15 protein-coding genes and 1 tRNA gene are annotated in these 19570 nt (G+C 60.7%); 13 read left to right on the top strand and 3 right to left on the bottom strand.

Features of this window, described 5'->3' with window-relative positions:
- Positions 1-35: 35 nt before the first annotated feature.
- The 7 genes from apaG to PFEN_RS26800 all read left to right on the top strand — a co-directional run bounded on the left by apaG (position 36) and on the right by PFEN_RS26800 (position 8161).
- The gene (apaG, locus tag PFEN_RS26830; protein WP_191489620.1) at positions 36-416 is read left to right on the top strand and encodes a Co2+/Mg2+ efflux protein ApaG; all 381 of its coding nucleotides are present in this window, start codon (positions 36-38) and stop codon (positions 414-416) included.
- Positions 416-1291 (top strand): symmetrical bis(5'-nucleosyl)-tetraphosphatase, encoded by an 876-nt coding sequence (locus PFEN_RS26825; protein ID WP_191489619.1) that lies wholly within the window; start codon positions 416-418, stop codon positions 1289-1291. Before apaG ends, PFEN_RS26825 begins: the two co-directional genes overlap by 1 nt.
- A gap of 35 nt (positions 1292-1326) precedes the next feature.
- A complete protein-coding gene (gene glpE / locus PFEN_RS26820) occupies positions 1327-1656 on the top strand; it encodes a thiosulfate sulfurtransferase GlpE (RefSeq protein ID WP_191489618.1) in 330 nt (109 codons plus the stop codon).
- A 302-nt stretch (positions 1657-1958) separates the two neighbouring features.
- On the top strand, positions 1959-3881 hold the full coding sequence (locus PFEN_RS26815) for a PrkA family serine protein kinase (protein ID WP_191489617.1): 1923 nt from the start codon (positions 1959-1961) through the stop codon (positions 3879-3881).
- A 140-nt stretch (positions 3882-4021) separates the two neighbouring features.
- The gene (locus PFEN_RS26810) at positions 4022-5293 is read left to right on the top strand and encodes a YeaH/YhbH family protein (protein ID WP_191489616.1); all 1272 of its coding nucleotides are present in this window, start codon (positions 4022-4024) and stop codon (positions 5291-5293) included.
- Positions 5290-6867 carry a SpoVR family protein gene (locus PFEN_RS26805; protein WP_191489615.1) on the top strand — a complete coding sequence of 526 codons (1578 nt, stop codon included), beginning with the start codon at positions 5290-5292 and terminating at the stop codon, positions 6865-6867. The genes PFEN_RS26810 and PFEN_RS26805 overlap by 4 nt, the downstream gene beginning before the upstream one ends.
- A 64-nt stretch (positions 6868-6931) precedes the next feature.
- Positions 6932-8161, top strand: coding sequence for a multifunctional CCA addition/repair protein (locus tag PFEN_RS26800; RefSeq protein ID WP_191489614.1), 1230 nt, complete (start codon positions 6932-6934; stop codon positions 8159-8161).
- 242 nt (positions 8162-8403) lie between these two features.
- Here PFEN_RS26800 and folK read toward each other — a convergent pair whose 3' ends face one another.
- On the bottom strand, positions 8404-8922 hold the full coding sequence (gene folK / locus PFEN_RS26795) for a 2-amino-4-hydroxy-6-hydroxymethyldihydropteridine diphosphokinase (protein WP_191489613.1): 519 nt from the start codon (positions 8920-8922) through the stop codon (positions 8404-8406).
- The gene (folB, locus tag PFEN_RS26790) at positions 8913-9266 is read right to left on the bottom strand and encodes a dihydroneopterin aldolase (protein WP_191489612.1); all 354 of its coding nucleotides are present in this window, start codon (positions 9264-9266) and stop codon (positions 8913-8915) included. The genes folK and folB overlap by 10 nt, the downstream gene beginning before the upstream one ends.
- Positions 9267-9340: 74 nt before the next feature.
- Here folB and plsY point away from each other — a divergent pair, with 74 nt between their 5' ends.
- The gene (gene plsY, locus PFEN_RS26785) at positions 9341-9910 is read left to right on the top strand and encodes a glycerol-3-phosphate 1-O-acyltransferase PlsY (protein ID WP_191489611.1); all 570 of its coding nucleotides are present in this window, start codon (positions 9341-9343) and stop codon (positions 9908-9910) included.
- Positions 9911-9956: 46 nt separating this feature from the next.
- On the opposite strand, the gene tsaD is transcribed toward plsY, so the two are convergent.
- Complete coding sequence (gene tsaD, locus PFEN_RS26780) at positions 9957-10982, bottom strand: tRNA (adenosine(37)-N6)-threonylcarbamoyltransferase complex transferase subunit TsaD (RefSeq protein ID WP_191489610.1); 1026 nt, start codon at positions 10980-10982, stop codon at positions 9957-9959.
- A 198-nt stretch (positions 10983-11180) separates the two neighbouring features.
- Between tsaD and rpsU the strand changes: the two genes are divergently transcribed.
- The 5 genes from rpsU to PFEN_RS26755 all read left to right on the top strand — a co-directional run bounded on the left by rpsU (position 11181) and on the right by PFEN_RS26755 (position 19463).
- Positions 11181-11396 (top strand): 30S ribosomal protein S21, encoded by a 216-nt coding sequence (rpsU, locus tag PFEN_RS26775; RefSeq protein WP_002551877.1) that lies wholly within the window; start codon positions 11181-11183, stop codon positions 11394-11396.
- Positions 11397-11638: 242 nt separating this feature from the next.
- Positions 11639-13597: a DNA primase gene (dnaG, locus tag PFEN_RS26770; protein WP_191489609.1), complete on the top strand. Its 1959-nt coding sequence runs from the start codon at positions 11639-11641 to the stop codon at positions 13595-13597.
- A gap of 67 nt (positions 13598-13664) precedes the next feature.
- Entirely contained in the window at positions 13665-15512 is a 1848-nt protein-coding gene (gene rpoD, locus PFEN_RS26765) for an RNA polymerase sigma factor RpoD (protein WP_191489608.1), read from the top strand.
- Between the two features lie 118 nt (positions 15513-15630).
- A complete protein-coding gene (locus PFEN_RS26760) occupies positions 15631-19371 on the top strand; it encodes a bifunctional diguanylate cyclase/phosphodiesterase (protein WP_191489607.1) in 3741 nt (1246 codons plus the stop codon).
- A 15-nt stretch (positions 19372-19386) separates the two neighbouring features.
- A tRNA-Ile gene (locus PFEN_RS26755) sits at positions 19387-19463 on the top strand.
- Positions 19464-19570 lie beyond the last annotated feature (107 nt).

The raw sequence follows: 19570 nt of genomic DNA, 5'->3' as shown, positions 1-19570 counted from the left end.
GCGTCTCTTGCGCTTCAGCTTCCAAGGCCTTTTGCATGTCCGATCCTCGTTATCAGGTCGACGTCAGCGTCGTCACCCGTTTCCTTGCGGAACAATCGCAACCCGAGCAGAACCGCTTTGCTTTCGCCTACACCATCACAGTGCGGAACAACGGTGAACTGCCCGCCCGGCTGATGTCACGACACTGGGTGATCACCGATGGCGACGGCCATGTGGAAGAAGTCCGCGGCGCCGGCGTCGTCGGTCAGCAACCGCTGATCGAGGTCGGCCAGAGCCACACCTACAGCAGCGGCACGGTGATGACGACGAAAGTCGGCAACATGCAAGGCAGCTACCAGATGCTGGCCGAAGACGGCAAGCGCTTCGACGCCGTGATCGCCCCCTTCCGCCTGGCCGTGCCCGGGGCCCTGCACTGATGGCGGTGTATGCCGTTGGTGACCTGCAAGGCTGCCTGGAACCGCTCAAATGCCTGCTTGAGCGCGTCAGGTTCGACCCCGCCCAGGATAAACTGTGGCTGGTGGGCGACCTGGTCAACCGTGGTCCGCAATCCCTGGAAACCCTGCGTTTTCTCTACGGCATGCGCGAGTCGCTGGTCTGCGTGCTGGGTAACCATGACCTGCACCTGCTCGCAGCCGGACATAACATCGAACGCCTGAAAAAAAGCGATACACTGCGCGAGATCCTCGACGCGCCGGATCGTGTCGAACTGCTGGACTGGCTGCGCAGCCAAAAGCTGCTGCACCATGACGCCGAGCGCAACGTGGTACTGGTCCATGCCGGCATTCCCCCGCAGTGGAGCCTGAAGAAGGCCCTCAGATACGCCGCTGAAGTGGAAGCCGCCTTGCGCGACGATAGCCTCTTGCCGCTCTTCCTCGACGGCATGTACGGCAACGAGCCGAACAAGTGGGATAGCGCGTTGCACGGTGTAACCCGCCTGCGGGTGATCACCAACTACTTCACCCGCATGCGCTTCTGCACCGCCGACGGCAAGCTCGACCTCAAGGGCAAGGAAGGCGCCAACACCGCCCCGCGCGGCTACGCCCCCTGGTTCAGCTACAAGGAACGCCGGACCCAGGACCTGAAGATCATCTTCGGTCACTGGGCGGCGCTTGAGGGTCAATGCGACGAGCCCGGCATCTTCGCCCTGGATACCGGCTGCGTCTGGGGCGGCGCCATGACCCTGATGAACGTTGATACCGGCGAACGCCTGACCTGCAAATGTGACGCCCAGGGTGGTGTCGCCCCGCCACCAACCCTGGCCGAGCGATTCCGGGCCTGGCTATATCGCTAGACTGTACGACCTACCCGCACCAGACGGAGCCCGACATGACCGAATTCAAACGTATCCCGCCCGACCAAGCCCAGGCCCTTCGCGAGCAAGGCGCCGTGGTCGTCGACATCCGCGACCCGCAGACCTTCGCCCTGAACCATATCAGCGGCGCCCGGCATCTGGACAACCACAACATCGCCGATTTCATTCGCGCCGCCGACCTCGACGCCCCAACGGTAGTGTGCTGCTACCACGGCAACTCGAGCCAGGGCGCGGCCGCCTACCTGGTCAGCCAGGGCTTCAGCGACGTCTACAGCCTGGATGGTGGCTTCGAACTGTGGCGCACGACCTATCCGTCAGAAATTGCTCAAGATATGTCCGAATAATTTTTTTCTCTCGCTGAAGCCCGCAGGATTCGCGGGCCAGAGCCTTTCCTGACGAACGGTCAAGCATAACTAATTGCTCATCTTGACTTGCCCCCGCCGATTCCGAACTATCCTTAAGCGCAGGCCATCCAAATCAGGGGAGAGCCGGTACACCGGCGTACGGGTCATCGGTAGTAATTTTCAAAGTGAGCGTCGCTTTGAAGGTGTTCTGGGGGGTAAACGGCAACAGCTTCTTGCGGTTGCATGCCAGCACTGGACTGATTGATCCGGCACCGGCTCCACGTATCGAGCGAGGTGACGTCATGAGCATTTTCAGCCATTTCCAACAACGCTTCGAATCCACACGGCAAGAAGAACTCACGCTGCAGGAGTACCTTGAGCTGTGCAAAAAGGATCGCAGCGCTTACGCGTCGGCAGCTGAAAGGCTGCTACTGGCAATCGGCGAACCCGAACTGCTGGATACGTCCACCAACTCACGGTTGTCGCGCATCTTCTCCAACAAGGTGATCCGTCGCTATCCGGCCTTTGAAGACTTCCACGGGATGGAAGAATGCATCGACCAGATCGTTTCGTATTTCCGCCATGCCGCCCAAGGCCTGGAAGAGAAGAAACAAATCCTCTACCTGCTCGGTCCCGTGGGGGGTGGTAAATCGTCCCTGGCCGAAAAACTGAAACAACTGATCGAGAAAGTGCCCTTCTACGCCATCAAGGGGTCGCCGGTCTTCGAGTCGCCACTGGGGTTGTTCAACGCCACGGAAGATGGCGCGATCCTCGAGGAAGACTTCGGTATTCCACGGCGCTACCTGAACACCATCATGTCGCCCTGGGCCACCAAGCGCCTGGCCGAGTTCGGCGGTGACATCAGCCAGTTCCGGGTGGTCAAGCTCTACCCGTCGATCCTCAACCAGATCGCCGTGGCCAAGACCGAACCTGGCGACGAAAACAACCAGGACATCTCCGCCCTCGTCGGCAAGGTCGATATCCGCAAGCTTGAAGAGTTCCCACAGAACGACGCCGACGCCTACAGCTACTCGGGTGCGCTGTGCCGGGCCAACCAAGGCCTGATGGAGTTCGTGGAAATGTTCAAGGCACCGATCAAGGTGCTGCACCCACTGCTCACCGCCACCCAGGAAGGCAACTACAACAGTACCGAAGGCCTGGGGGCGATTCCGTTCACCGGCATCCTGCTGGCCCACTCCAACGAATCGGAGTGGCACACCTTCCGCAACAACAAGAACAACGAAGCCTTCATCGACCGTATCTACATCGTCAAGGTGCCGTACTGCCTGCGGGTCAGCGACGAGGTGAAGATCTACGACAAACTGTTGTTCAACAGCTCCCTGTCCAAGGCCCATTGCGCGCCGGACACCCTGAAGATGCTCGCCCAGTTCACCGTGCTCTCGCGCCTCAAGGAGCCGGAGAACTCGAACATCTACTCGAAAATGCGGGTCTACGACGGCGAAAACCTCAAGGACACCGATCCGAAGGCCAAGTCGATCCAGGAGTACCGCGACAGCGCCGGTGTCGACGAGGGCATGAACGGCCTGTCGACCCGTTTCGCCTTCAAGATCCTGTCGAAAGTCTTCAACTTCGATCCCCACGAGATCGCCGCCAACCCGGTGCACCTGCTGTACGTGCTGGAACAACAGATCGAACAGGAACAGTTCCAGGCCGAAACCCGTGAGCGCTACCTGCGCTTCCTCAAGGAATACCTGGCACCGCGCTATATCGAGTTCATCGGCAAGGAAATCCAGACCGCGTACCTGGAATCCTACAGCGAGTACGGCCAGAACATCTTCGACCGCTACGTGCTGTACGCCGACTTCTGGATTCAGGACCAGGAATACCGCGACCCGGAAACCGGCGAAATCCTCAATCGCGTGGCCCTGAACGAAGAGCTGGAGAAAATCGAGAAGCCGGCCGGCATCAGCAATCCGAAGGATTTCCGCAACGAGATCGTCAACTTCGTCCTGCGTGCCCGGGCCAACAACAACGGCAAGAATCCAACCTGGCTCAGCTACGAGAAGCTGCGGGTGGTGATCGAGAAGAAGATGTTCTCCAACACCGAGGATCTGCTGCCAGTCATCAGTTTCAACGCCAAAGCCAGCAAAGAGGATCAACAGAAACACAACGACTTCGTCACACGCATGGTCGAACGTGGCTACACCGACAAACAGGTACGACTGCTCTCCGAGTGGTATCTGCGGGTCAGGAAATCGCAGTAGTAACGGCAGCTGCAAGCGGCACGCGACAAGCCGCGGGCACGTTTATCGACGTGCTTGCGGTGCAGGAGCTGACCGCTTGTCTTTAAGCTTCCAGCTTGGCGCTTGAAGCTTGTAACTTGAAGCTGTCCGGAGGGCTCCTCATGAGCTATGTGATCGACCGACGTCTCAATGGCAAGAACAAGAGCACGGTGAACCGTCAGCGCTTCCTGCGGCGTTATCGTGACCACATCAAAAAGGCTGTCGAGGAAGCCGTGAGCCGGCGTTCCATTACCGACATGGAGCATGGCGAACAAATCAGCATCCCGGGCCGCGACATCGATGAGCCCGTGCTGCACCACGGCCGTGGCGGCAAGCAGACCGTGGTTCATCCTGGCAACAAGGAATTCACCAGCGGCGAGCATATTCCCCGACCTCCTGGCGGCGGCGGTGGCCGCGGCCCGGGCAAGGCTGGCAACTCGGGCGAAGGGATGGACGAGTTCGTCTTCCAGATCACCCAGGAAGAGTTTCTCGAATTCATGTTCGAAGACCTGGAACTGCCGAACCTGGTCAAACGCAACCTCACCGGCACCGATACCTTCAAAACCGTCCGCGCCGGGATCAGCAACGAGGGCAACCCCTCGCGCATCAACATCATCCGCACCCTGCGCTCGGCCCATGCGCGGCGAATCGCCCTGTCCGGCAGCAGCCGGGCCAAACTCAAGGAAGTCAAGGCCGAACTGGAGCGCCTGAAACGGGAAGAACCGGACAACTTCGGCGATATCCAGGAAATCGAGGCGGAAATCGAGAAACTCAGCGCGCGTATCCACCGCATACCGTTCCTCGACACCTTCGACCTCAAGTACAACCTGCTGGTCAAGCAACCCAACCCCAGCTCCAAGGCCGTGATGTTCTGCCTGATGGACGTGTCCGGCTCCATGACCCAGGCGACCAAGGACATCGCCAAGCGTTTCTTCATCCTGCTGTACCTGTTTCTCAAACGGAACTACGACAAGATCGAAGTGGTGTTCATCCGCCATCACACCAGCGCCCGGGAAGTCGACGAAGAGGAGTTCTTCTACTCGCGGGAAACCGGCGGCACCATCGTTTCCAGCGCATTGAAGCTGATGCAGGAGATCATGGCCGAGCGCTACCCGACCAACGAGTGGAACATCTACGCTGCCCAGGCGTCCGACGGCGACAACTGGAACGATGACTCACCGATCTGCCGCGATATCCTGATCAACCAGATCATGCCGTTCGTGCAGTACTACACTTACGTGGAGATCACCCCCCGCGAACACCAGGCCCTGTGGTACGAATACGAGCGCATCAGCGAAGCGTTCGGCGATACGTTTGCCCAGCAGCAGCTGGTGTCGGCCGGCGATATCTATCCGGTCTTCCGTGAACTCTTCCAGCGCAGGTTAGTGACATGACCGCCAAAGAGCAGAAACAGAAACAACAGAAGCGCCAACCCATCTCCACCGGTTCGGAGTGGACCTTTGAGCTGATCCAGGCCTACGACCGCGAAATCAGCCGTATCGCCAATCGCTACGCCCTGGACACCTACCCCAACCAGATCGAGGTCATTACCGCCGAGCAGATGATGGACGCCTACGCCTCCGTCGGCATGCCCCTGGGTTATCACCATTGGTCCTACGGCAAACACTTCCTCAGCACGGAAAAATCCTATAGCCGCGGCCAGATGGGGCTGGCCTACGAGATCGTGATCAACTCAGATCCATGCATCGCCTACCTGATGGAAGAAAACACCATCTGCATGCAGGCGTTGGTAGTGGCCCATGCCTGCTATGGCCACAACAGCTTCTTCAAGGGCAACTACCTGTTCCGCACCTGGACCGATGCCAGCTCGATCATCGACTACCTGGTCTTCGCCAAGCAGTACATCATGCAATGCGAGGAGCGCCATGGCATCGACGCGGTCGAGGACCTGCTCGACTCCTGCCATGCCCTGATGAACTACGGTGTCGACCGTTACAAACGACCCTATCCGATTTCCGCCGAGGAGGAACGGCGGCGGCAGAAGGACCGCGAGGAACACCTGCAAAAGCAGATCAACGACCTGTGGCGCACCATCCCCAAGGGCGCGGACAAGTTCAGCGACAAGGACAACGCACGCTTCCCCCCCGAACCCCAGGAAAACATCCTCTATTTCATCGAAAAACACGCACCGCTGCTGGAGCCCTGGCAACGGGAAATCGTCCGGATCGTGCGCAAGATCGCCCAATATTTCTACCCGCAACGCCAGACCCAGGTCATGAACGAAGGCTGGGCGACGTTCTGGCACTACACCCTGATGAACGATCTCTACGACGAAGGACTGGTCACCGACGGCTTCATGATGGAGTTCCTGACCTCCCACACCAGCGTGGTGTTCCAACCGGGCTTCGACAGTCCCTACTACAACGGCATCAACCCCTATGCACTGGGGTTTGCCATGTATCGCGACATTCGACGGATCTGCGAGTCCCCCACGGATGAGGATCGTCACTGGTTCCCGGAACTGGCCGGCAGTGACTGGCTCTCGAGCATCAAGTTCGCCATGAGCAGCTTCAAGGACGAGAGCTTCATCCTGCAGTACCTGTCACCGAAAGTGATTCGCGACCTCAAGCTGTTCAGCATCCTCGATGACGACCAGCGCGACGACCTGCTGGTGCCGGCCATCCACGACGAAGTGGGCTACCGGACCATTCGCGAAACCCTGGCCGCCCAGTACAACCTGGGCAACCGCGAGCCCAACGTGCAGATCTGGAGCATCGACCGCCGTGGTGACCGCTCGCTGACCCTGCGTCACCAGCAACATGACCGCAAACCCCTGGGTGACTCGACCGAGGAAGTGCTCAAGCACCTGCACCGCCTCTGGGGCTTCGATATCCACCTGGAAACCCTGCAGGGCGACCAGGTCATGAAAACCCACCACGTCCCGCCCAGAGGCGAGCACAGCGATGGGGATTACGGTCGACTGGACCTGGCCGTGATTCATCTCTGAACCGCGTCCTTGCCTCCGTTGGCGCGATACACAGGTTATCCTGTCGTGCCAACGGAGGTTTTTCATGCAGATTTATAAAGTCGGCGGCGCGGTTCGCGATCGCCTGTTGGGCCAACCGGTGACCGATATCGACTGGGTCGTGGTCGGTGCCAGCGCCGAAGACATGCTCGCCAAGGGGTTTCGCCCGGTCGGCGCGGACTTTCCAGTGTTTCTCCATCCCTCCAGTGGCGAGGAATATGCCCTGGCCCGGACCGAACGCAAGAGCGGACGCGGTTATGGCGGCTTCACCTTCCACGCCAGCCCCGAGGTCACACTGGAAGAGGACCTGATCCGTCGGGACCTGACCATCAATGCCATGGCGGAAGACGAGCACGGCAACCTGACCGATCCCTATCACGGCCAGGCGGATCTCGCAGCCCGTCTTCTCCGCCACGTTTCCCCCGCATTTGCCGAAGATCCCCTCCGGGTCCTGCGCGTTGCCCGCTTTGCCGCGCGTTATGCCGCCCTGGGTTTCAAGGTCGCTCCCGAGACACTGGCACTGATGCGCCAGCTGGCTGAATCGGGTGAACTGCAGACGCTGACGCCAGAGCGCAGTTGGAAGGAAATCTCCCGCGCCCTGATGGAAGGCCAGCCCCAGGTGTTTATCCGGGTGCTGCGCGACTGCGGCGCACTCGCCGTGCTGTTTCCAGAAGTCGATGCGTTGTTCGGGGTACCGCAACCTGAAGCCCATCACCCGGAAATCGACAGCGGCGTGCATACCCTGAGCGTTCTGGAACAAGCCGGGCGCCATCAGCAACCCTTGACCGTGCGCTGGGCCTGCCTGCTGCACGACCTCGGCAAGGGACTGACACCCGAAAGCCAATGGCCGAAGCATATTGCCCACGAGTTCAAGGGATTGAAGCTGATCAAGGCGGTGAACGAGCGCTACAAGGCGCCGCGCGACTGCCAGGAACTGGCCTTGCTGGTGGGCGAATACCATACCCATGGCCATCGCGCCCTGGAGCTCAAGGCCACGACCTTGCTGGAGTTGTTGCAGAGTTTCGATGTCTATCGACGACCGCAGCGTTTCGAGGAGTTCATCGCCGCCTGCGAAATGGACGCGCGCGGACGCCTGGGGCTGGAGCAGCGAACTTATCCACAGGCGGATTATTTACGCGGGGCGGCGGCGGCGGCCAAGGCAGTTGCGGTTCAGCCGCTGCTGGAACAGGGCTTCAAGGGGCCGGAACTGGGCGAAGCGCTCAAGCGTGAGCGCCTCAAAGCCCTCAAGGCCTACAAGGAAAAAAGTACTGGCTGAAACGCACGCCCCCACCCTGTGGGGGCCGGATTTATCCGCGAAGAGGCCCTTGAGGGGGCCAGAAGCTTCGCGGGCAAGCACCGCTCCCACATTGGCTATCGAGTCGCGTGCAAGTTCTTGATTCGACACTAAGCAGCGCGAGAGCCGGCTTGCCGGCGATGGCGGCCGAATAATCGCTGCAAGGCTTGCGGGCCTCATCGCCAGCAAGCTGACGCCCACAATGACCGCGCCGACCTTACGACCTACAACAGATCCGGCGGCGTCAACTGTACCCCACGCCACTCAAACGCCACGGGGGCCAGCACCTGATCGATCCGCGCCTCTTGCCACAATGTCGCGAAAGATTTCCCCGCCTCGGGATGCTGTCGCTCCGGTGCAATCAGCGCCAACGGCCACAACACAAAGGCATTCTTGAGAATTTCCGCCCGCGGCAGGATCAGCCCGTCGAAATTCCCGACCCAATCGCCATACAACAGCACATCGATATCCAGTGGCAGCCCTTTGCGATCCGGCGCATAACGGCCATTGTCAGCCTCGATGAACTTCAAGCGCCGATCCAACTCCAGCAACGGCAGGTCGGTAAATGCCGAGACCACCAGATTGAAGAACGGCCCGCTCTTGATGCCCACCGGCTGGCTTTCGAACACCGCCGAACAGCGTATATCCACCAGGAAAGTGGCCAGCGCATCCAACCCGGCGCGCAAGTGGGTTTCGCGCTCGATATTACTGCCGAGCCCGAGATAAACCTGAGTTAGCGACATCCGCGCTCGATCTCCACGCCCACGCCCTTGGCCGCCGCAACGGCACCCGGCTTGGTCAACTTGAGGTGCAACCAGGGAATCTGGAACTCGCTCATCAACACCTGGGCCAGGCGTTCGGCGAAGGTCTCCACCAGTTGGAACTGCGACTGCTCGGCAAACAACTGGATGCGCGCGCAAACGCTCGCATAATCGAGGGCCAGGCTCAGATCGTCGCCGGCCGCCGCCGGGCGGTTGTCCCAGGCAAAACTGAGATCAAGACGCAGGCACTGACGGATGCCGCGCTCCCAGTCATAGGCACCGATCACGGTGTCGACTTCCAGGCCCTCGATAAACACTCTGTCCAAGCACTTCTCTCCGCAGCACGACAAGGGCGCAATGCGCCGTTAGAATCAGGGCGTCCCCACCCGGAATAGTTAGCATGTTTTGGTTACTGGCGATCCTCGCCTACCTGCTCGGCTCTCTGTCCTTCGCCATTTTGCTCAGCCGCCTCACGGGAAGCCCCGATCCGCGAATGAGTGGCTCGGGCAATGCCGGCGCGACCAACATGCTGCGCCTGGCCGGCAAGAAGCTGGCCATCCTGACCTTGCTCGGCGATCTGTGCAAAGGCCTGCTGCCGGTGCTGATCGCCAACGCCGCCGGATTGTCGCTCCAACAACAAGCCTGGGTCGGGCTCTGTGCCGTCCTCGGTCACCTGTTTCCGTTGTACTTCCGCTTCCGCGGCGGCAAAGGCGTCGCCACGGCGGCCGGCATGCTGCTCGGGCTTTATCCACCCGCCGCCCTGCTGGCCCTCGTGATCTGGCTACTGACCTTCTCCCTCACCCGCACCAGCTCGCTCGCCGCCCTGATCGCCACCCCGCTGACCCTGCCGCTGCTGGCCTGGCAGGAACCCGCCGCCTTGCTGCCGATGAGCGTGGTAACCGGACTGATCGTCTGGCGCCATCGCGGCAATCTACGCGACCTTTTCGCAGGGCGCGAACGACATTTCTGATCCTGGCCGTGAAGATGGCTCACCCGCCACCTCACGCGGCCCCCACTTAAATCGCCGACAACTGCTCCATCGGCCAACGTGCCTGCACACTGATCGCCAGGCTTTCCTTCTGCCCGGCCTGCAGCCGCTGGCAGCCGGCAAACGCGATCATGGCGCCATTGTCGGTGCAGAACTCGGGGCGGGCATAGAACACATCGCCCCTCATCTCGCCCAGCATCTTTTCCAGCGAAGCGCGCAGGGCCTTGTTGGCACTGACGCCGCCGGCGATCACCAGGCGCTTCATGCCCGCCTGCTTCAATGCCCGCTTGCACTTGATGGTCAAAGTCTCCACCACCGCCTGCTGGAAGGCCAGCGAGATGTCGCAACGGGTTTGCTCACCGTCGTCTCCAGCGCTGACGCACTGCTGCCAGGTATTCAAGGCGAAGGTTTTCAAACCGCTGAAACTGAAATCCAGCCCCGGGCGATCGCACATCGGCCGCGGGAAAACGAAACGCCCCGCCACGCCCTGCTCGGCCAACCGGGCGATTTCCGGACCACCCGGATAATTGAGACCGATCATCTTCGCCGTCTTGTCGAAGGCTTCGCCAGCCGCGTCGTCCAGGGTTTCCCCCAGCAACGCGTATTGACCGATGCCATCGACGCGAACCAGCTGGGTGTGCCCGCCGGAGACCAACAAAGCGACGAACGGAAACGCCGGCGGTTGCTCTTCCAGCATGGGCGCCAGCAAGTGACCTTCCATGTGATGCACGCCCAGGGCCGGTATATCCCAGGCAAAAGCCAGCGCCTGAGCGCACGAAGCCCCGACCAGCAAGGCCCCGACCAGGCCGGGGCCAGCCGTGTAGGCAATTGCATCGATCTCGCTCGGCGCGCAGTCGGCTTCGGCCAGGACCTGGCGGATCAACGGCAGCATGCGTTTGACGTGATCACGCGAGGCCAGCTCCGGTACCACGCCGCCATAGGCGCGGTGCAGGTCGATCTGACTGAACAACGCATCGGCGAGAAGCCCGCGCTCACTGTCGTACAGCGCGACACCGGTTTCGTCGCAGGAGGTTTCTAATCCCAGTACTAGCATGGGTTTGCGCCTTGTAGAGGCTGAATTCGAAGGCGCGCATAATAGTCGTCACTCCGGGCCCCTACCAGCGGTTTTCGATCAGAGGCTTTGCATTCCGCGCCATGAGGGGTTAACATCCGCAACCCTTAAAAACCGACGATCTCCAGTGCGCTTTTGCCTGAGGACGTCGACCCCGGTAATGAATGAAGGTAGCTCTGGATGCCAGCCGTCAAAGTTAAAGAGAACGAACCCTTCGACGTAGCTCTGCGTCGTTTCAAGCGCTCCTGCGAAAAAGCCGGTGTTCTGGCTGAAGTTCGTAGCCGCGAATTTTACGAGAAGCCGACTTCGGAGCGTAAGCGCAAGGCAGCAGCAGCTGTCAAACGTCACGCCAAGAAAGTTCAGCGCGAACAGCGCCGCGCCGTTCGTCTGTACTAATACACAGACGTTCGTTGCAAGCTTCTGCCAAGCCCGGCCCTCAGCCGGGCTAATGGCATTTGCGGATATCGCTTGATGCTTCACCGTCGAAGCCGCCGATGCGACCCAGACGAACCTGCTTCACCCCGTCAGACCTGGCACTTGCCAGCGGTGCGCGTCTTTACTGACGAGCCTTCCAAGGCTAACGACGAGCACACCCTTTCCGTTCCAGCTATCGAGCACTCTGCGATGATGAGAACGCCATGGCCGGGCTAATTCCCCAAAGCTTTATTGACGACCTGCTCAACCGCACCGACATCGTCGACGTGGTGAGTTCGCGCGTGCAACTGAAAAAAGCTGGCAAGAACTACACTGCCTGCTGCCCGTTCCACAAGGAAAAGACCCCGTCCTTCAGCGTCAGCCCGGACAAGCAGTTCTACTATTGCTTTGGCTGCGGCGCTGGCGGCAACGCCCTGGGCTTTCTCATGGACCACGACAACCTGGACTTCCCCCAGGCCATCGAGGACCTGGCCAAAGCCGCCGGCATGGAAGTTCCCCGCGAGGAAAGCGGACGCGCGCACAAGCCGCGCCAGCCGACCGATTCGCCGCTCTACCCGCTCCTGACCGCCGCCGCCGACTTTTATCGCCAGGCCCTGAAGAGCCATCCGGCGCGCAAGGCGGCGGTGGACTACCTCAAGGGCCGCGGCCTGACCGGTGAGATCGCCCGGGATTTCGGCCTGGGCTTCGCCCCGCCGGGCTGGGACAACCTGTTCAAGCACCTGTCCAGCGACACACTGCAGCAGAAAGCCATGATCGACGCCGGCCTGCTGATCGAGAATGCCGAAACCGGCAAGCGCTACGACCGCTTTCGCGACCGCGTGATGTTCCCCATCCGCGACAGCCGCGGCCGGATCATCGCCTTCGGCGGTCGGGTACTGGGCGACGACAAGCCGAAGTACCTGAATTCGCCGGAAACCCCGGTGTTTCACAAGGGCCAGGAACTCTACGGCCTGTTCGAAGCCCGCAAGAACAACCGCAACCTCGACGAAATCATCGTCGTCGAAGGCTACATGGACGTCATCGCCCTGGCCCAGCAAGGGCTGCGCAACGCCGTCGCGACCCTGGGCACCGCCACCAGCGAAGAACACCTCAAACGCCTGTTTCGCGTGGTGCCCAACGTCCTGTTCTGCTTTGACGGCGACCAGGCCGGCCGCAATGCCGCCTGGCGCGCACTGGAAGCCACCCTGAGCAGCCTGCAGGACGGGCGGCGCGCACGCTTCCTGTTCCTGCCCGAAGGTGAAGACCCGGACACATTGATTCGCGCCGAAGGCACTGACGCCTTCCGCGCCCGGATCAACCAGCACGCGCAGCCGCTGGCGGATTATTTCTTCCAGCAACTGACCGAAGAGGCCGATCCGCGCTCGCTGGAAGGCAAGGCGCACATGGCCACCCTCGCCGCGCCGCTGATCGACAAGGTACCCGGCGCCAACCTGCGCACCCTGATGCGCCAGCGCCTCACCCAGATCACCGGCCTGACCAGCGAAACCGTCAGTCAGTTGGTGCATAGTGCGCCGGCCGACGCGCCACCGGCCTATGATCCCGGCATCGACTACGACGCCATGCCCGACTATTCGGACTATCATGCCCCGCAGGAGACCTACGTCCCCCAGCAGGAGTGGACACCGAAAAAGCCCGGCGCGGGCGGCAAGAAGTGGGACAAGAAGCCCTGGGACAAGAACGGCAAGCGCGGCGACCGCGACGAGCCCCGTGGCCCACGGACCCCGGCCGCCGTCGAACCGCCAACGCTTACCGCCCTGCGCACCCTGGTCCATCATCCGCAGTTGGCGGAGAAGGTCGAGACCGCCGGTCACCTGGCCGATGAAGAAAACACCCATGCACAGCTGCTCGTGGCCTTGCTCGAAGCCGTGCAAAAGAATCCTGGGCTAAGCTCATTTCAACTGATTTCGCGTTGGCACGGCACCGAACAGGGTCGATTACTCACCCGTTTGGCGGAAAAGGAGTGGCTGATTGAAGGAGAAAACCTTGAACAACAGTTTTTCGACACCATAACCAGTCTGTCAGCCCGTCAAACCGAGCGAAAACTGGAACAACTCATCAGGAAGTCGCGGCAAGGCGATTTGAGCGCTGAAGACAAAAATCAGCTGCTTGAACTGCTAAAACGCAATCTTCCTGCATCAAACCCGACCTCAACTGGCGCGTGAGGTCATAGCTCGGGTATAATCCTCGGCTTGTTTTTTGCCCGCCAAGACCTTCAGTGGATAGGGTGTTATGTCCGGAAAAGCGCAACAGCAGTCTCGCCTCAAAGAGTTGATCAGCCGTGGTCGTGAGCAGGGTTACCTGACTTACGCGGAGGTCAACGACCACCTGCCGGAGGATATTTCAGATCCGGAACAGGTGGAAGACATCATCCGCATGATCAACGACATGGGGATCAACGTATTCGAGAGTGCTCCGGATGCGGATGCCCTTTTGTTGGCCGAAGCCGATACCGACGAAGCCGCTGCCGAAGAAGCAGCGGCTGCGTTGGCGGCAGTGGAAACCGACATCGGTCGCACTACCGACCCGGTGCGCATGTACATGCGCGAAATGGGTACGGTAGAGCTGCTCACACGTGAAGGCGAAATCGAAATCGCCAAGCGTATCGAAGAGGGCATCCGTGAAGTGATGGGCGCAATCGCGCACTTCCCCGGCACGGTTGATCACATCCTCAGCGAGTACGATCGCGTCACCAGCGAAGGCGGTCGGCTGTCCGACGTCCTGAGCGGCTACATCGACCCGGACGACGGCATTGCGCCGCCTGCCGCCGAAGTACCACCGCCTGTCGATCCCAAGGCGGTGAAAGCCGACGACGACACGGACGACGAAGAAGCCGAAGCCAGCGACGACGAAGAAGAAGCCGAAAGCGGTCCGGATCCGGTCATTGCCGCACAGCGTTTCGGCGCCGTGGCCGAGCAGATGGAAATCACCCGCAAGGCCCTGAAAAAGCACGGTCGCCACAACAAGGCGGCGATTGCCGAATTGTTGGTCCTGGCCGAGCTGTTCATGCCGATCAAGCTGGTACCGAAGCAGTTCGAAGGCTTGGTCGAGCGCGTTCGCAGTGCCCTGGACCGCCTGCGCCAGCAGGAACGCGCCATCATGCAACTGTGCGTGCGTGATGCTCGCATGCCGCGTGCCGACTTCCTGCGCCAGTTCCCGGGCAACGAAGTTGACGAAAGCTGGACCGAGGCCCTGGCCAAAGGCAAGAGCAAGTACGCCGAAGCCATTGGTCGCCTGCAGCCGGACATCATCCGTTGCCAGCAGAAGCTGACTGCGCTCGAGACCGAAACCGGTCTGACGATTGCCGAGATCAAGGACATCAACCGTCGCATGTCGATCGGCGAGGCCAAGGCCCGCCGCGCGAAGAAAGAGATGGTTGAAGCGAACCTGCGTCTGGTGATCTCCATCGCCAAGAAGTACACCAACCGCGGTTTGCAATTCCTCGACCTGATCCAGGAAGGCAACATCGGCCTGATGAAGGCAGTGGACAAGTTCGAATACCGTCGCGGCTACAAGTTCTCGACCTATGCCACCTGGTGGATCCGTCAGGCGATCACTCGCTCGATCGCCGACCAGGCCCGCACCATCCGTATTCCGGTGCACATGATCGAGACGATCAACAAGCTCAACCGTATTTCCCGGCAGATGCTGCAGGAGATGGGTCGCGAACCGACCCCGGAAGAGCTGGGCGAACGCATGGAAATGCCTGAGGACAAGATCCGCAAGGTATTGAAGATCGCCAAAGAGCCGATCTCCATGGAAACCCCGATCGGTGATGACGAAGACTCCCATCTGGGTGACTTCATCGAAGACTCGACCATGCAGTCGCCAATCGATGTTGCTACCGTTGAGAGCCTCAAGGAAGCGACTCGCGAAGTGCTCTCCGGTCTCACCGCCCGTGAAGCCAAGGTCCTGCGCATGCGTTTCGGCATCGACATGAATACCGACCACACCCTTGAGGAAGTCGGCAAGCAGTTCGATGTCACCCGTGAGCGGATTCGCCAGATCGAAGCCAAGGCGCTGCGTAAGCTGCGCCACCCGACGCGAAGCGAGCATCTACGCTCCTTCCTCGACGAGTAACATCAAAACCCCCGGCTCGCCGGGGGTTTTGCTTTATGCAGATTCCCTTTTCTCCATCCGCCATCCGCGCGCCGCCCGTCTACACTCGAATCATCCCCCGAGCCATAACGAGACCGTTATGCCCAGACTGACGGCAATGCTGCTGTTTTCGCTGCTTGCCTGGACCGCAACGGCTGGCGCGTTGAATCTCACCGATGACGAACGTGACTGGCTCAAAGCCCATCCGCAACTACGCCTGGGCGTCGACGCATCGTGGCCTCCCTTCGAGTTCAGGGGCGAAAGCGGCGTCTATCAGGGGCTGGCAGCCGACTACATCCATCTGATCGAAGACCGCCTGAGCATCAAGCTCACCCCCATCGAGCCCGTGAGCTGGACCGAGGTACTGCAACTGGCCAGGACAGGCCAAGTCGACCTGCTACCCGGCATCATGTCGACCCCGGAACGCCAGACCTACTTGTCCTTTACCCGTCCCTACCTGGACTTCCCGATTGTCATCCTGGCCCATGAAGGTGGCGCCAAACCCCATAACATGAAGGAACTTTATGGGTTGAAGATCGCGGTGGTGGAAAACTACGCGCCCCATGAGTTGTTACGCAGCCATTACCCGGACCTCAACCTCGTGGCCCTGCCCAACGTCAGCTCGGCCTTGCAGGCCCTGGCCACCGACAAGGTCGATGCGGTCATCGGTGATCTCGCCTCCAGTGTCTGGAGCCTGCGTCAGCTCAAGCTCGAAGGACTCTACGTCAGCGGCGAAACGCCCTATCGCTACCAGTTGGCAATGGCCGTGCCGCAGGAGCAGAAAATCTTCGTGGGTATTCTCGACAAGGTCATGGCCGATCTGAGCGTCACCGAGACCGAGGCGATCCAGAAACGCTGGGTGGGCAACGTCCTGGTCAATCCCTCTTTCTGGAGCGACCTGCTGCTCTACGGCCTGCCCGGTATCCTGCTGCTGGTTAGCGTACTGGTCGTGGTCATCCGCATCAATCGTCGTCTGAGCTCGGAAATCTCCCGCCGGGTGGCCCTCGAACAGGAACTGCGCAGCAGCGAATACCACTACCGCGGCCTGGTGGAGAGCCTGTCGGCCATCGCCTGGGAAGCGCGCATGGATTACACCTACACCTATGTCTCACCCCACGCCGAAGCCCTGCTCGGTTATCCGTTGGCCAATTGGCTGATTCCCGGGTTCTGGCGCAGCATCACCCACCCCGCCGACCTGACCCGCGCCCAGGCCTTCTGTGACAAGGAGATCGCCGAAGGCCGCGACCATACACTCGACTACCGGGTGATCAGTGCCGATGGCCGCACCTTATGGGTACGCGACCTGGTCGCCCTGATCGAACACGGCCATGAGCCGTTGATACGCGGCCTGATGATCGACATCAGCGAAACCAAACGCACCGAAGAAGCGCTGCGCCTGTCCGAACAGAAATTCGCCTCGGTCTTCCGCCAATGCCCGGACATCCTGGTCATCGCCCGCCTGTCCGACGGCTGCCTGCTTGAAGTCAACAAAGCCTTCGAGGAACAGATCGGCCTGAAGGCCGGGAAAGTGGTCGGACATACCGCCAGCGACCTCAACATCTGGGGTATCGACGGCACCGGCCCGGACCTGTTGCAGCGCTTGCAGGGCGGTAGCATCCGCAACCTGGAAATGCCCTTCAGACGCAGCAATGGACAATTATTTACCGGCCTGCTCTCCGCCGAACCCTTTGAACTCGACACCACGCCGGCCCTGGTGGTGGTGGTCAGGGACATCAGCCAGCTCAAGCGAACCCAACAACAATTGCAAACCTCCGAAGAAAAGTTCGCCAAGGCCTTCCACGCCTCCCCCGACGGTTTGCTGCTGAGCCGGCAAAGCGATGGCCTGTTGCTGGAAGTCAACGAAGGCTTCAGCCGCCTCACCGGCTACAACAGTGCCACCTCGCTCGACCATTCGACCATGGACCTGGGCATCTGGGTCAACCTGAACGAACGCAAACACATGCTCGAACTGCTGCAACGCGATGGTTTTGTTCGCGACTTCAGCTGCCATATCCGCCGCAACGACGGACAGATCCGCCTGTGCGAGGTCTCCAGCCGGCCGCTACCGATCGCCGGTGAGGACTGTATGCTGACCATCGCCCGGGACATCACCGAACGTCACCTCATGCAGGAAAAGCTGCAGCAGGCCGCCACCGTCTTTGAAAGTACCGCCGAGGGCGTGCTGATCACCGACACCCAGCAACACATCAGCGCGGTCAATCGGGCCTTCAGCGAAATCACCGGCTACAGCGAAACCGAAGCCCTCGGCCACACCCCGCGCCTGCTTGCCTCCGGCCAGCACGACAGCGCCTTCTACGCGGCGATGTGGCACCAACTGACCGCCGACGGCCATTGGCAAGGCGAGATCTGCAACCGTCGCAAGAATGGAGAGCTCTACCCCAGTTGGCTGACCATCAGTGCCGTGCGTAATCGCGATAGCGTCATCACCCACTTCGTCGCCGTGTTCGCCGACATCTCCAGCCTCAAGCATGCCCAGGCGCGCCTGGACTACCAGGCCCATCACGACCCCTTGACCGGGCTACCCAACCGCACCCTGTTCGAAAGCCGCCTGCAGGCCGCCCTGAACGACCAGATTGAAAACGGTGGCCAGGGCGCCGTGCTGTTTCTCGACCTCGATCGCTTCAAACACATCAACGACAGCCTCGGCCATCCAGTCGGCGACCTGCTGCTCAAAGGCATTGCCACTCGGCTCAAGGAGCAATTGCGTGACATCGACACCGTGGCCCGGCTGGGCGGCGACGAGTTCATCATCCTGCTGCCGGGCCTGCACCAGGCCAGCGACGCCTTGCACCTGGCCAACAAGCTGCTGGGTTGCTTCAGCGCCCCGTTCCAGGCTGGCGAGCACGAGTTTTTCATCAGCGCCAGCATTGGCACCAGCCTCTACCCCAGGGACGGCAACGACGTTGCCACCCTGGTCAAGAATGCCGACGCGGCGATGTATCGCTCCAAGGCCAAGGGCCGCAATCGGGTCGAGAGCTACACCCGCGACCTCACGGTCCAGGCCAGCGAGCGCGTGGCCCTGGAGCACGAGTTGCGACGGGCCATCGAGCGTGAGGAACTGCACCTGCTCTACCAACCCAAGATCAGTCTCGACAGCGGTCGACTGGTGGGGGCCGAAGCGCTGATTCGTTGGCAACACCCGGCCCTTGGCGAGGTGCCGCCCGAGCATTTCATTCCGCTGGCCGAAGAGAACGGCATGATCCTGCAGATTGGCGACTGGGTACTGGAGCGCGCCTGCCGGCAGATGCAGCGCTGGAACAGGATCTATGGCGACTTCGGCCCGCTCTCGGTCAACCTCGCCGGCGCGCAGTTGCGCCAACCGAACCTGCTCGCGCGGGTCGAGCAGTTGCTCAGGGAATACCGTCTCGAACCCGGGCGCCTGCAATTGGAAATCACCGAAAATTTCATCATGAGCCAGGCCGAGGAGGCTCTGGACGTCCTCCACCAGCTCAAGCGCCTGGGAGTGCAATTAGCCATTGACGACTTCGGCACCGGCTATTCGTCACTGAGCTACCTCAAGCGGCTGCCACTGGATGTGCTGAAAATCGACCAATCGTTCGTGCGTGGTTTGCCGGACGACCCCCACGATGCCGCTATCGTACGCGCCATTATCGCGCTGGGGCGCAGCATGCAGTTCACGGTGATTGCCGAGGGCGTGGAGAACCAGGCTCAGCAGGCTTTCCTGGCCGCCGAAGGCTGCGAACAGATCCAGGGCTACATCGTCAGCCTGCCGCTGTCAGCCGAAGAATTCGCCACCACCTTTCTTCATATGAAGCTTTCGGAGTTTTCGGATAGCACCAGCGGGAAACCATCGCTATAATTCGCGGCCTACTGAGGGCCTATAGCTCAGTTGGTTAGAGCAGAGGACTCATAATCCTTTGGTCCACGGTTCAAGTCCGTGTGGGCCCACCACCTTTGAAAGCCGCGCACTGCGCGGCTTTTGCATTTCTGGCAAAGCGCGTTTTCCGGCTCTGAAAAGGGCCAAAAATCGCCTTCCGTCCAAGATTCGTCCAATCTCA

The sequence above is a fragment of the Pseudomonas sp. FEN genome, from assembly GCF_904067045.1.
Taxonomy (GTDB): Bacteria; Pseudomonadota; Gammaproteobacteria; order Pseudomonadales; family Pseudomonadaceae; genus Aquipseudomonas.
Note: the sequence above shows the minus strand (reverse complement) of the source record. Positions and strands in the feature narration are given on the sequence as shown.